The sequence below is a fragment of the uncultured Nostoc sp. genome, assembly GCF_964247315.1.
In the GTDB taxonomy this organism is placed as follows: Bacteria; Cyanobacteriota; Cyanobacteriia; order Cyanobacteriales; family Nostocaceae; genus Nostoc.
This window is the reverse complement of record NZ_CAXTTT010000168.1, coordinates 1-12,511: the sequence shown is the minus strand read 5'-3', so window position 1 is coordinate 12,511 and position 12,511 is coordinate 1. Positions and strand designations below refer to the sequence as shown.

Genomic DNA, 12,511 nt, shown 5'->3' with positions numbered 1-12,511 from the left:
GCCATTAGTGCCATTCAAGTCAGAAAGGTTAAGGCTGCCGCTACTGCCGACATTCTTTCCCCCAAATACCACATAGCTTTGCCCAGCACGATCAATACTGTTGGGGGAGGCAAAAGGTTGCCCAATAATCAGGTCGTTAATGCCATCGTTGTTTATGTCCCCTGCATTGCTAACTGAGGAGCCACCAAAAACACCGTTTATGCTAAAGCCGTTGCTGCCATTCAAGTCAGAGACATCAAATGATGAATTAGCCATGATTTTCTCCTATAGTCAGGGATAAAGCTTCAAAGGTCTAAACTTGAAATTCCGTATTTTAAACTGAAAGTATTGTTATAAAGTGTCACAATCATAAATCAGTAAAACAACGCGCTTTTATATAGAATTTCTTAATCAGGATAACTGCGATGTCTATGACGGGCTGTTACGCTCTTGCGGACGCTTGCGCACTCGCTACCGCTACGCTATCGGTGACGCTAACTATCTATATTTACGCTGGTTAGTTTATATCGTTTTTCCAACTGTTACAATCAGCTTTTTCATAACTTTATGAAAACAATATACATTATTTATACAAAAAATATTCTGTAATAATACCAATTCAAAAATGTTTGCGACAGATACCCCACCCACACTGACACGCACCTTCCCCTCAGCGACTACGGTTACACACAAGTCTCTTGACCTGCAATGGCATTGCATCGACTGACAATGGCGTTGCATCGACTGACAATGGCATTGCATTGACTAACAATGGCATTGCATTGACTAACAATGGCATTGCATTGACTGACAATGGCATTGCATCGACTGACAATGGCATTGCATCGACTGACAATGCTATTTCTCTCGTTCCCATGCTTTGTATGAGAATGAAGAAAGCCTTATCGAGCTAGATTTTTAGAACTTGTGTGTACATCGTAGCCCTTACCAAGGGGAGGATTGGGGAGGAAGGGCAAACGCATATAAATTACTCTTAACCTTTTTGAATCGCTGCTTGATAGCGACCTAGCGCGATTAAAGGAAAGTATTGTTGATACAGATGATACTTGAGATAAAAATGGCAAGGGAATCCAGTACCTGTAAAGTCCGCCTCAAACCAAGTACCATCGGGCTGTTGAGTTGCCACAAGATAGCCAATTCCTCGCTCGATCGCATCAAGAGCTAATTTACCAGTTGCTTCACCTGCTGCTATCAACCCAATTAAAGCCCAAGCAGTTTGAGATGCAGTACTATTTCCTTTTCCTTTGAGGCTGGGATCGTTGTAGCTGCGGCAAGTCTCGCCCCAACCACCATCTGGATTTTGACATCCAACTAACCAAGCTGCTCCCCGTTCTATACTGAGTTTATGTCTTTGAGGATCGATTAACGCCAAAGCTGACAAAACGCCACTGGTGCCGTAGATATAATTTACACCCCAACGACCAAACCAACAGCCTTCAGTTTCTTGTTCGTGCAAAAGATAAGTAAGCGATCGCTCCAAATTATCACTATCAATTGCCAAATCACAAGCACCCAGCATTTCTAGTACTCTGGCGGTAACATCTGCGGTGTTTGGATCGATCATCGCTTTCAAATCGCCATAAGGGATGGAGTTGAGCCAATCTTGATCGTTATCCAAATCAAAAGCAGCCCAACCGCCTGGTTTACATTGCATAGATGCAATCCAATTTAAGGCACGAGCGATCGCAGCCTGCTTGATTTTTTCATTCGGGAGTTTCACCAAATGTAGAGCCATCACCACCACCGCCGAATCGTCTACATCGGGATAAAAGCGATTCTCAAACTCAAAAGCCCAAGCCCCTGGTTTTCCTTGACGATTTTTGACAGCCCAATCTCCGTAATCTAAAATTTGTTTTTGCAACAACCATTCTCCAGCCTTTACTACAGCCGAACGATCTGGTGCAAAGCCAGATTCTATCAAAGCACGCATCGCCCAAGCTGTATCCCAGACGGGTGAAATACAAGGCTGAACTCGATAGCTATCCTCTGTTTCAATGGCAAAGTTATCAATTGCTTGCAAACCTCGTTCTACAATGGGATCGCTTCGGTCATAATCTAGAGACCGCAAAGCTAACATTGAATTTAACATCGCCGGAATAATGCCGCCCCAGTCGCCTGTAGCTTCTTGGCGCTCTAAAATCCACTTTTCGGCGGCTTTGATGCCTTCTTGGCGGAAGGGTACTAAATTCAGGCTTTCTGCCAATTTGAAACCGCGATCGAGAGTGAGAAATAAATCTGTCCAATCGCCACTTTGGGGTAATTCCCACCGGACTCGATCGATACCTTCAGCGTATAGCTCATCTAGGTTGATAGCTGAGTCGGTGAGATAAACAGGTTTGCGATCGCATACAATCAGCAATGGTACGGTGCTGGAACGTGCCCAGCTAGACATCTCGTAGATATTCACAGGGAAAGCTTTTGGCAACAGCATTACCCAAGGTGGTAGCGAGGGAATACCGCGCCAGTTGTAGCAGCCAATCAAAGCTAGGTGTAACTTGGTAAAAATCCGAGTTTTGCTGATACCACCTCGTTGGAGAATAAAGGCTTGCGCCCGAATCATCGCCGGATCGGTTGCTGGTACACCTAGCAGTCTTAGCGCCATGTAGGCTTTAACCGAAGTGCTAAGTTCTCCGCCATCACCGTAGTAAAGTTCCCAACCGCCATGCTGCCGTTGCTCTTGACGCAAATATGCTTCAACTTTGTGCAAAGGTCTGGTTTGGTCTGTTCCCCAAATTTTATGCAGGAGAACAACTTCAGCAGTGATGGTGACATTAGATTCTAACTCTGCCCACCAATAACCTGCCGGATTTTGAATCGAAAGCAGATATTCTTGACTAGCTGCGATCGCATCTGCGACTTGATTGACTTTTACCCTGTCTTGTGTTTGCATCAAATCCTATTTAACCTCAACACCCAACACTAGTTATGAACACGGTATTACAGCGAAAAAATTTTTTTCCTCTATTCAGTAGACATAGTATTCTGTCTGAGTCACTGATAATTTGCAATAGGTCATGGATGTAATTGTATTAGGATTTATGCTCTTATCCTTGACAATTTGGTTGGGATTACTGGGTTTTTGGGGACAGTTTTGGCGGACAGACCAGCAATTAGAGTTTACAGAAACTCAGCTAGAATCGTTACCTGTGGTTTGTGCTGTAGTTCCAGCCCGTAACGAAGCGCAATTGCTACCAACTACACTGCGATCGCTCCTACTCCAAGATTACCCTGGTTCTTTTAACGTGTTTTTGGTAGACGATCGCAGCACAGACCAGACAGCAAATTTTGCCGAAGGAGTTGCCCACGCTGTCGGTAAACCTGAGCAATTGCATATTATCTCAGGTGAATCACTGCCTCCCGGTTGGTCGGGTAAACTTTGGGCAGTTGAGCAAGGCATAAAGAGCGCGAGTTTATTTGCACCCGATTATTTTTTGTTGACTGACGCAGATATCGAACACGATTCTGATAATCTCCGCCGACTCGTGAAGAAAGCTATGCAGGAAGATTTAGACTTGGTTTCGGTAATGGTGCGACTCAGGTGTGAAAGCTTTTGGGAAAAACTTTTGATTCCAGCTTTTGTCTTTTTCTTCCAAAAACTCTATCCCTTTCGCTGGGTGAATAATCCCAACAATCCCACAGCCGCCGCCGGGGGATCTATTTTGATCGCCCGTGAAGCTTTAGAGCGAATCGGGGGTATTCAAGTGATTCGCCAAGCCTTAATTGACGATTGTGCCTTGGCTCAGGCTGTTAAGAGAGGAACTGGGGACAAGGAGACAAAAAGACAACTTGTAACAAGTCTTTCCTCTGTTCTCCAATCCCAAATACCCAATCCCAAATACCCAATTCCCAGTCAAGGGCGTATCTGGCTGGGATTGAGTAGCTTGACTTGTAGCTTGCGTCCATACAACTCGCTGGCGACGATTTGGGATATGGTTGCTCGTACTGCCTATACCCAACTGAATTATTCACCATTAATACTATTGGGAACTTTGGTGGGAATGCCTCTAATTTATTTAGCTCCACCTGTATGTGTGATTCTGGGTGCAGTTTGGAGCGATTGGGCGATCGCACTTACAGGTTTATTAGGATGGCTGTTAATGACTTTCGCTTACTACCCGACGATCCGCTTTTATAAATGTTCTCCTTGGTTAGCATTTAGTTTACCTGCGATCGCTTTTCTCTATACTTTAATGACTCTAGACTCAGCACTCCGTCATTGGCAAGGGCGCGGCGGCGCTTGGAAAGGAAGAGTCTACCCCAACCCAGATAATTTATAGTTAGAATAAAATTAAATTTCAAAATCGATAGTGTTAATCTAAAATTAAAGTAAGCCGAAAGTGGTTGATTAAAAGAGCTATGACAACCGCAACACCAACAAATAATCCTGTTATTGTCCCCAAAAAGCTGCCTTTTCTAGAGTCAATTTGTTGGCAGACTGCCGATGTGTATCAGTTTACTCCAGAACAAATGCTGAGTCGCTACGAGCGTGGTTGGCAATATCGCAACCTATTTAATAATCTTGAAGGTGAAGAACTCAATTTCCTTAAGGAACTTGCCAGACGCTATAAATCCTGGTTGCAAGTTTCTTTATGACCTTCAGGTTAGAACACCATAATCAAATTCTCACAGTTCTTGAATCCTTAGATTCGGACATACTTAGAAAGGGTTCTGCTTACTTCGGTGGCGGAACCCTTCTTACATTTGAGTTTGAAGAATATCGCTGGAGTAAGGACGTTGATTTTATCGCTTCTGTTAGTACAGAAGGCTACAAATACCTGCGTACAGTGGTATTTGAGGGTGGGCATGAAGCATTATTTCGTGATTTAAGTAAAATTCAAGTTGGACGTAGCACAACTGACCAATATGGAATTCGGATGGTGGTTATTGTAGATGATATGCCGATTAAAACGGAAATTATTGCCGAAACTCGTTTTCAACTAGACCCACCAAGATATCCAAAGTGGTTACTCGTTCCTTGCTTAAGCCTCAATGACTGTTTTACCTCTAAACTGCTGTCAAATTCTGACCGTTACGCAGATGACAGCGTTCAGGCAAGAGATTTAATTGATTTAGCAATTCTTAGGCTGCAATCTCCAATCCCTCAACCATCAATTGAAAAGGCTGAGAAAGCCTATGAGGTGATGCGCCCTTTGAAAAGAGCGATCGAACTATTTCAGGGAAGACCAGATTACAGGGAGAAATGCTTTCTAGGTCTGCAAGTTGATCAAGCTCAGATACCTAAAATTATCGACGGTATTGATTTACTCTCTATGGATTTAGGTTTATCTCACACTCCAAGGGCTTTTCGAGAACAACCTGATATCTTTGCTGATTTAGAAACACAAATTGAAAAACGAGAAGATTCTTAAACAGGTAGCGATCGCCCAATACCCCTAAATCCTTGAGGCTGTTTGTTTAGTACTAGCGGGGTCAACAGGCAATGGTTGAGCGGCTTTCAACACCGCATCCAGCAACCCTGGAAACAGCACCTCTAAATCTTCACGCCGCAGGATGTTAATGTGCTGTGTCCCTTCTTTACGTGTAAAGACTATCCCCGACTCCCGCAAAATCTTAAAGTGATTGGACATAGTAGACTTGGCGATCGCAAAATCAAATTTGGCACAGCATTGTTCCCCCTCAGTCGCCAGCAGGCGCACAATCTCTAGCCGCACCGGATCGCCCAATGCATACAACACGCCCGGTAAAGAAATATTTTTTCGATCTGGATGATAAAGGAATCTCATAGTTGCATTATCTCATCAAGTGGCATATATTTTTATTATTCGATATTATCGAATTATAGAATTAAGTAGGAAGGCAATTTATGTCATCCATTACAAACGTCACAGAAGCCACATTCAAACAAGAAGTCTTGGAAAGTGAAATTCCGGTATTAGTGGACTTTTGGGCACCGTGGTGCGGCCCTTGCCGGATGGTGGGTCCAGTCGTCGATGAAGTTGCTGCGGAATACGAAGGACAGGTGAAATTTGTGAAGCTGAACACAGATCAAAATCCTACTGTAGCCAGCCATTATGGAATTCGCAGCATCCCGACGCTGATGGTTTTTAAGGGGGGTAGGCAGGTGGATACTGTCGTAGGGGCAGTTCCAAAAACTACCTTGAATAAGACCTTAGCACAGCATCTTTAATTTAGTACTCGACCAACCCAAAATTGCTAGGTGAGGGTGGGGAGTGGCGAGTAGGGGGTGGAGAGTAGGGGAAACAGGGCACAGGGAACAGGGGGAAAATTATTCTTTTCTGCACCCTGCCCCAATGCCTCATGCCCAATGCCCCATTCCCAACTTCTGAATTCTGTTTCAACTAACGGGGAAAGAGCGAAATGGACTTGAAATTGCATGGTAAATCCGCGCTGGTGAGTGGCTCAACCGCAGGTATTGGTTTGGCGACAGCCCTTGGGTTAGCTCAAGAGGGTGCATCAGTTATTGTTAACGGTCGATCTGAAGAACGAGTCGCTCAAGCGATCGCCAAAATTCAGCATTCTACACCCGACGCGAAAGTTTCTGGTGTTGTTGCGGACGCAGGCACTGCATCAGGGGTAGAGAAACTCATTCAAGAGGTTCCTCAAGTTGATATCCTGATAAACAATGTGGGTATTTATGAGCCAAAAACGTTCTTCGATATTACTGATGAAGACTGGTTAAAAATACTTGAAGTTAACGTTCTCAGCGGAGTCCGTTTGAGTCGGCAATATTTGCAAAAGCAGCTAGAGCAAAATTGGGGGCGGATAATTTTTATCTCCAGCGAATCTGCAATTCAAATTCCCGTAGAAATGATTCACTACGGCACAACTAAGACAGCGCAGCTTGCCATTGCACGAGGTCTAGCAGAAATGACAGTTGGTACTGGAGTCACGGTAAACTCCGTCTTACCAGGGCCAACCCGCTCAGAAGGAGTTGAAGATTTTATCACCAACCTGGCACAGGAACGCGGTATTACTCGCGCTGACGTTGAGGCTGAATTTTTTCAAAATGTGCGTCCAAGTTCCCTAATCAAACGCTTTGCAACTAATGAAGAAGTAGCAGCGATCGTAGTTTATCTTTCTAGTCCCGTAGCATCAGCAACTAATGGTGCAGCTTTACGGGTAGATGGTGGCGTTATTCGGTCGATTGTTTAGTTAATGCGTTTTGTAGGGGACTGGGGACACTTCTCTACGAGAGCCTGCGCCAACGACAAGCTCAGTGCATCGCTGGGGACTGGGGATTGGGGGCTGGAGAGAAATAATTAATGCCCAATGACTAATAACCAATGACCAATGACTAAAATAATTTGGAGATAAAACCAATGACTAGTGATATCAACTTATTTTCTCCTTACCAATTAGGGAATCTGGAACTACCTAACCGGATAGTAATGGCACCCTTAACCCGAAACAGGGCAGGTAAGGGAAACGTACCATACCAACTGAATGCTACCTACTACGTCCAACGTGCTTCCGCCGGACTGATTATTTCTGAAGCAACACAGGTAACTCCTGAAGGACAGGGTTATCCTGCGACACCAGGAATTCATTCATCAGAACAGGTGGAGGGATGGAAGTTAGTAACCGATGCCGTACATCAGCAGGGAGGAAGAATTTTTCTGCAACTATGGCACGTAGGCAGAATTTCTCACCCTGATTTACAACCGAATGGAGTTTTACCTGTGGCACCTTCTGCGATTGCTCCTAAAGGTGATGCTGCAACTTTTGAGGGGCCAAAACCCTTTGTTACTCCCCGTACTTTAGAAACTTCGGAAATACCGCAGATAGTCGAACAGTACCGTCAGGGAGCGGCAAATGCCCTAGCGGCTGGGTTTGATGGGGTGGAAATTCACGCAGCAAATGGTTATTTAATAGATCAGTTTCTCCGGGATGGTACGAATCAACGCACAGATAAATATGGAGGTGACATTGAAAATCGTGCCCGATTCCTGTTGGAGGTGACAGAGGCGGTAACTAGTGTGTGGGATTCTAACCGAGTAGGGGTACGTTTATCTCCCAGTGGGACTTTTAACGATATGCATGACTCCAATCCCCTGGAGACATTCGGTTATGCGGCTCAAGCGTTAAATCAGTTTAATTTGGCATATCTGCATATTTTTGAGGCAATAGAGGCAGACATTAGACATGGCGCGATAATTGTACCCACTAGTCATATACGCGATCGCTTTACAGGTACACTCATCGTCAATGGTGGTTATACTCGTGAAAAAGGCGATGCAGTAGTAGCAAATAAAGCAGCAGATTTAGTTGCCTTTGGCACATTGTTTATATCAAACCCAGATTTACCCCGACGCTTGGCTTTGAATGCACCACTAAATGAAGCAGATCAAGCAAGCTTTTATGGTGGCGATGAAAAGGGATATACAGACTATCCATTTTGGTCAACTGCTAACGAGCCAGTAGCTAAGGCGTAATTCTTTTCATCTGAATAATTAAAATCCACTTTTCGCACTCAAAAGTATCAAATCAAACTGAGAAGTTTGAGATTTTTCCAAAATACAACAAAATGGTTGTACAAATTGGTTGTGAACTATGAAAGATACTTTAGAAGAAGTGGAAATCAAAGAACGCGTTAACGATTGGCTAGCTGCGTTTAGTGCAGGCGACAAACCCTTTGATTTTTCTGTCTTAGACAATCTTTACTGGCAAGATGAACAATTGCTCGCCTTCGATACTCTCTCACCGCAGACCACTCGAATTCAAGGATGGCAATCGTATCAGGAAATATGGAAACCTTTCATGACAGCAATAACCCAGTGGCAAGTTAAATCAGTTGGGGATATTCAGATTTTCACAAGTGATAACATTACCGTCTCTGCTCTGATTTTTGAGAGTACAGCAGCCACCATAGCGAATGAGGCGGTTAAAATTACGGCCCATGCGACGCTTGTATGGCAAAAGCGAGAGGGACAATGGCGCATTATCCACGAGCATATCTCTAACCCAGTTAACATTGCCAATTAGAAAGGAACATAATTACATTGCCCTGCTCTTTAACGCTCTTAATCACTTTAGATATAAAATCCGAAACCCTCTCATAACTCAACTATTAGGAGATTCTCATGAATTCCATCACTCAAACCCAACCTTTAGATGTATCCAGTGCGATCGCTAAACGTCGTTCTATCAAAACTTTTAAAACAGACCCCATCGCCCCAGAACTGCTCAAGCAATTGGTAGAGTTAACCGTAGCTGCACCCAGCAGCTATAATATCCAGGACTGGCAAATTATTCTTGTGCAAGATGAAGCGCAAAAGGCAGCATTGTCAGCAGCATCTTTTAATCAACAGCAAATTGTTCAAGCACCTGTGACCTTTGTCTTTGCTGCCGATCCTAACGCAGGTGAACAAAACTTGACCCCAATTCTAGAGCGGGGACTCGAAACTGGGGCATGGAATGAAGGTACGGTAAACTACTTTAAAACCGCCGTCCCGCAATTTCAAGCGGCGTTGGGCGAGAAGCGACGCGAATATGCGATCAAAGATGCCATTATTGCTGCTACCCATTTGGTGTTAGCGGCAGAAAGTCTGGGATTATCCACTTGTTTTATGAACGGTTGGATTGAAGATCAGGTTAAGCAAGTGATTGGTGCTGGGGATAATCCAGATTTAGCGATCGCTGTTTTAGTTCCTGTTGGCTATGCAGCCGAACCGCGCTTAAATCCAGGTCGTTTGCCATTCTCCTCCAACGTCTCTGTGGATAAAATTGGTAATCCTTATGCAGGGTAGTTCTCTTTAAATTAGGAATTGACATATATTATAGGACTCCGATTTGATTTTTGAAAACCTACTGAGACTGAAAAGCCCGTTTTATTAGGGTTTTATCTAAAATCTTGTTCAGAAATCAGATATGAGTCCTATAGTAGTTACCGCATGGTTAAGGTAGAGAAAATCGAGTCAATTAGCTGAATTATTTAAAACTTCAGCGATCGCCTGGGAAATCGGTAAGCCAGGACAGCGTTCCAGCCAGAAGAACTCGCCAACTGGGTTAACTTCAAGGAATACATGACGACCATCAGGAGTCAAAATAATATCAAGCGCTCCATAGTTTAAACGGAATTCTGCCATGAGTTTGAGTAATTTCTCTTCGACATCTTCGGGCAAAGTGTATGATTCCCAAGCATCGAGTAAGGCGATTCCCTGTTTACGCCAATCGTAACGTGCTTTATCCAAAACTTGAGAATCAACCGCAGCCGTTAGCACACGCTTACCGACAATAATTGTCCGCAATTCCAATGCCTTGGGAATCTTCTCCTGAAATGTCATTGGGCAGAAACGTAAGCCATCAAGGTTGTCTAGATCCTCTGATGAAATTGGATTTGTAAACACAACTTTTTCTCGCCCTTGTTCATCATAAATAGCGAAGGAAGAGAGCATTTTTGTAATCATTCCCTGCTGACACTCTTGGGCAAATTGCTTTACTGCTACTGGATTATTTGTAGTCAGAGTGCGTGGCGTATCTAGACCAATATCTCCTGCTATTTGTAATTGCAGTTGCTTATTTTCCGCTCGGCGAATATTTGGCACAGGGTCAAGATGAAACCCCCTGATACTAGCAATCATTCCCTCAATACTGACGCGAGATTCTTTCAGTGAGGCTTGTCTAAGTTGACTGTCCATTGAGTTGGGAATTTTTGATCCAATTGCAATGCGCCGATACCAAACTGCTGACACTTCATTTAAATCTAATGTCTGGTCATCGACACTCAGAATCACTCGCTTAGTACTACCATAGTAAATATCTAACTGCATTTCTGTGGGAAATCGGTCTGTGTCAAAACGAAATGCTTTCTTTCTTTGGGCTTCAATTGCCTGAATAACTAGAGGAATACTTTCGTTGTCTTGGCTGTGAGTAATTATTAAAACAGTCATTTACAAACATCGACAATGAACTACGCTATAGATAAATATAGAGGTTATAGCAACAGGTAAAGTGATTAAAACATCGATAGATGATAAAATTTAGACACAAAAAGATTTTTCACCCAGTCCCCAGTCCCTTGCTATATCAGTTAGTTTTGAATTTTTAAGTAATACCAATTTAATGTGAAGCGGCACTAAATGAGTAACTCTCTATTCTTGGCGCTCTTCTCTAACGAGACGCTACGCGAAGGCGTACTTGGCGGTTCGTTTAATATTTTGTGCATCTTCATAAAGAATTGGTATAAGAGCATTTTACTTCGGACTTGTTGAAAGTAGTGCAGATGCGATCGCTTGAGCAATTGGATAGTCCAAATCTCTCTCCAGCATCCCCCACTCTCCTGTAGGATTAATTTCTAAAAAAACATATTCTCCGGCTGATGTTTTAATCAAATCAAATGCTCCAAAAACCAGTCCAAACTTAGCCATAAAGGCATCCAAACAACGGATTAGTTTATCAGGTAATTGATCTGGTTGCCAGGTGAGAATCTTTTTTGTCTCACGTCGCCAATCCTGGGTAGATGCTGCATACTCAGACGCATCTAGCGCCCCGACAAAGAGATTGCCATTCACATACACTGCTCGTAGTTCTTGCTGTTTAGGGATTTGTTCTTGAAACATAACTGGACAATAGCGCAGTGTTTCAGCATCAAGTAAGTCTTCTTCTTTAACGGCGCTGGTATACATGAAAAAAGAGGAGGCTTGCATCCCAGAAGAAAGAGGTCTGAGCAGCTTGACAATCATTTTTCCCTTAACTTGGTGGAAAAATTCTCGTGCTTCTTGAGGATTATTGGTGACAAGAGTCCGAGGTATGACAAGACCTACTTCCGATGCAACCCGCAGTTGGCGTAACTTGTTTTCAGCTGCACTTATCCGGCGTAAATCATCCACCCACTTAGCTTCTCTCAGGCTGTCCCAAAAGCCATCCATGACTGCGAGTGATTCATTAGAACAGACTGCTTGAAATTGTGGAGCCAATTCTTTACCGAGATCGGGTTGCCAAATACGCCGCATCCATACTGCTTGCACTTGCTCGGTGTTGAGGGAGCAATTGTTATATTCCAGTGTATGATTGCTACCAGAGTTACTTAAATTAGCCTGGAGTTGGAGTGCGATCGGAAACTTATCAGTATCAAGACGAAATGGCTGTGCGCCTAATTTTGATACTGCTTCTGCAACTCTATCTATTGTAAAGTAATCACCACTATGGGTGATTAATAAAACTACATCACGATCGAGGCGCATAAAATATTTTTATTAGTTTTTGCATTTTCACTATTGTCAAGTATTGAGAAAGCAAAATTTTAAAAAAGTGAATTTAATTTTAATGGGAAGCCAACCTCTAGATGAAGTTGGCAAAGCTAACTGTATTTTTATTCTGACAATAGTTTTAAAACCGTATCTCTGGCGTAGTCAAAAGTATGCAGCTATGATGGTCAAGACGGCTAACGGTCATCACTATCTGAAGGATACTTCCGATACTTCCGAGTAACAGCGTACTTGTTATTATCAGACTTATTGGCCACTGTAGTGCTATCGGGAGCATCCCACTTTTTATTTAGGGAGCAAAGATTAATCCATTAAGGTAGGCA

Annotated in this window: 15 protein-coding genes; 9 read left to right on the top strand and 6 right to left on the bottom strand. The window is 43.4% G+C overall.

Features of this window, described 5'->3' with window-relative positions; genetic code table 11:
• The 3 genes from ACFE93_RS31560 to shc form a co-directional block, all read right to left on the bottom strand.
• The coding region (locus ACFE93_RS31560; RefSeq protein WP_375479583.1) for an integrin alpha at positions 1-255 on the bottom strand (255 nt) is incomplete at its 3' end.
• 394 nt (positions 256-649) lie between these two features.
• Positions 650-856, bottom strand: coding sequence for a hypothetical protein (locus ACFE93_RS31555; RefSeq protein ID WP_375479581.1), 207 nt, complete (start codon positions 854-856; stop codon positions 650-652).
• Positions 857-973: 117 nt separating this feature from the next.
• A complete protein-coding gene (shc, locus tag ACFE93_RS31550; RefSeq protein ID WP_375479579.1) occupies positions 974-2,890 on the bottom strand; it encodes a squalene--hopene cyclase in 1,917 nt (638 codons plus the stop codon).
• A 124-nt stretch (positions 2,891-3,014) separates the two neighbouring features.
• Between shc and ACFE93_RS31545 the strand changes: the two genes are divergently transcribed.
• The 3 genes from ACFE93_RS31545 to ACFE93_RS31535 all read left to right on the top strand — a co-directional run bounded on the left by ACFE93_RS31545 (position 3,015) and on the right by ACFE93_RS31535 (position 5,369).
• Positions 3,015-4,277: a glycosyltransferase gene (locus ACFE93_RS31545; protein ID WP_375479577.1), complete on the top strand. Its 1,263-nt coding sequence runs from the start codon at positions 3,015-3,017 to the stop codon at positions 4,275-4,277.
• A gap of 79 nt (positions 4,278-4,356) precedes the next feature.
• Positions 4,357-4,593: a hypothetical protein gene (locus ACFE93_RS31540; RefSeq protein WP_375479575.1), complete on the top strand. Its 237-nt coding sequence runs from the start codon at positions 4,357-4,359 to the stop codon at positions 4,591-4,593.
• On the top strand, positions 4,590-5,369 hold the full coding sequence (locus tag ACFE93_RS31535; protein WP_375479573.1) for a nucleotidyl transferase AbiEii/AbiGii toxin family protein: 780 nt from the start codon (positions 4,590-4,592) through the stop codon (positions 5,367-5,369). The genes ACFE93_RS31540 and ACFE93_RS31535 overlap by 4 nt, the downstream gene beginning before the upstream one ends.
• 24 nt (positions 5,370-5,393) lie before the next feature.
• Here ACFE93_RS31535 and ACFE93_RS31530 read toward each other — a convergent pair whose 3' ends face one another.
• Positions 5,394-5,744 carry a helix-turn-helix transcriptional regulator gene (locus ACFE93_RS31530; protein ID WP_334977575.1) on the bottom strand — a complete coding sequence of 117 codons (351 nt, stop codon included), beginning with the start codon at positions 5,742-5,744 and terminating at the stop codon, positions 5,394-5,396.
• Between the two features lie 80 nt (positions 5,745-5,824).
• Here ACFE93_RS31530 and trxA point away from each other — a divergent pair, with 80 nt between their 5' ends.
• The 5 genes from trxA (at position 5,825) to ACFE93_RS31505 (ending at position 9,728) form a co-directional block, all read left to right on the top strand.
• Positions 5,825-6,148 carry a thioredoxin gene (gene trxA, locus ACFE93_RS31525; RefSeq protein ID WP_012412473.1) on the top strand — a complete coding sequence of 108 codons (324 nt, stop codon included), beginning with the start codon at positions 5,825-5,827 and terminating at the stop codon, positions 6,146-6,148.
• 191 nt (positions 6,149-6,339) lie between these two features.
• Positions 6,340-7,134: an SDR family NAD(P)-dependent oxidoreductase gene (locus ACFE93_RS31520; protein WP_375479570.1), complete on the top strand. Its 795-nt coding sequence runs from the start codon at positions 6,340-6,342 to the stop codon at positions 7,132-7,134.
• 167 nt (positions 7,135-7,301) lie between these two features.
• Entirely contained in the window at positions 7,302-8,414 is a 1,113-nt protein-coding gene (locus ACFE93_RS31515) for an alkene reductase (protein WP_375479568.1), read from the top strand.
• A gap of 118 nt (positions 8,415-8,532) precedes the next feature.
• Positions 8,533-8,964 carry a YybH family protein gene (locus tag ACFE93_RS31510; RefSeq protein ID WP_375479566.1) on the top strand — a complete coding sequence of 144 codons (432 nt, stop codon included), beginning with the start codon at positions 8,533-8,535 and terminating at the stop codon, positions 8,962-8,964.
• Between the two features lie 98 nt (positions 8,965-9,062).
• Positions 9,063-9,728 carry a nitroreductase family protein gene (locus tag ACFE93_RS31505; protein ID WP_375479564.1) on the top strand — a complete coding sequence of 222 codons (666 nt, stop codon included), beginning with the start codon at positions 9,063-9,065 and terminating at the stop codon, positions 9,726-9,728.
• Between the two features lie 168 nt (positions 9,729-9,896).
• On the opposite strand, the gene ACFE93_RS31500 is transcribed toward ACFE93_RS31505, so the two are convergent.
• Both ACFE93_RS31500 and ACFE93_RS31495 read right to left on the bottom strand, forming a co-directional pair.
• A complete protein-coding gene (locus ACFE93_RS31500; RefSeq protein ID WP_375479562.1) occupies positions 9,897-10,871 on the bottom strand; it encodes an MvdD family ATP-grasp ribosomal peptide maturase in 975 nt (324 codons plus the stop codon).
• 303 nt (positions 10,872-11,174) lie between these two features.
• The gene (locus ACFE93_RS31495; protein ID WP_375479560.1) at positions 11,175-12,164 is read right to left on the bottom strand and encodes an MvdC family ATP-grasp ribosomal peptide maturase; all 990 of its coding nucleotides are present in this window, start codon (positions 12,162-12,164) and stop codon (positions 11,175-11,177) included.
• A 67-nt stretch (positions 12,165-12,231) separates the two neighbouring features.
• On the opposite strand from ACFE93_RS31495, the gene ACFE93_RS31490 reads away from it, so the two are divergent.
• Positions 12,232-12,411, top strand: a complete 180-nt coding sequence (locus ACFE93_RS31490) for a hypothetical protein (protein WP_375479558.1) — start codon at positions 12,232-12,234, stop codon at positions 12,409-12,411.
• Positions 12,412-12,511: the final 100 nt, after the last annotated feature.

Bases quoted from the DNA above. Each gene is read 5' to 3' on its own strand.
- ACFE93_RS31555 (WP_375479581.1), bottom strand. From the start codon at position 856: ATGGGAACGAGAGAAATAGCATTGTCAGTCGATGCAATGCCATTGTCA.
- ACFE93_RS31520 (WP_375479570.1), top strand. From the start codon at position 6,340: ATGGACTTGAAATTGCATGGTAAATCCGCGCTGGTGAGTGGCTCAACC.
- ACFE93_RS31515 (WP_375479568.1), top strand. From the start codon at position 7,302: ATGACTAGTGATATCAACTTATTTTCTCCTTACCAATTAGGGAATCTG.
- ACFE93_RS31500 (WP_375479562.1), bottom strand. From the start codon at position 10,871: ATGACTGTTTTAATAATTACTCACAGCCAAGACAACGAAAGTATTCCT.
- ACFE93_RS31545 (WP_375479577.1), top strand. From the start codon at position 3,015: ATGGATGTAATTGTATTAGGATTTATGCTCTTATCCTTGACAATTTGG.
- ACFE93_RS31495 (WP_375479560.1), bottom strand. From the start codon at position 12,164: ATGCGCCTCGATCGTGATGTAGTTTTATTAATCACCCATAGTGGTGAT.
- trxA (WP_012412473.1), top strand. From the start codon at position 5,825: ATGTCATCCATTACAAACGTCACAGAAGCCACATTCAAACAAGAAGTC.
- ACFE93_RS31540 (WP_375479575.1), top strand. From the start codon at position 4,357: ATGACAACCGCAACACCAACAAATAATCCTGTTATTGTCCCCAAAAAG.
- ACFE93_RS31510 (WP_375479566.1), top strand. From the start codon at position 8,533: ATGAAAGATACTTTAGAAGAAGTGGAAATCAAAGAACGCGTTAACGAT.
- ACFE93_RS31535 (WP_375479573.1), top strand. From the start codon at position 4,590: ATGACCTTCAGGTTAGAACACCATAATCAAATTCTCACAGTTCTTGAA.
- ACFE93_RS31530 (WP_334977575.1), bottom strand. From the start codon at position 5,744: ATGAGATTCCTTTATCATCCAGATCGAAAAAATATTTCTTTACCGGGC.
- shc (WP_375479579.1), bottom strand. From the start codon at position 2,890: ATGCAAACACAAGACAGGGTAAAAGTCAATCAAGTCGCAGATGCGATC.
- ACFE93_RS31505 (WP_375479564.1), top strand. From the start codon at position 9,063: ATGAATTCCATCACTCAAACCCAACCTTTAGATGTATCCAGTGCGATC.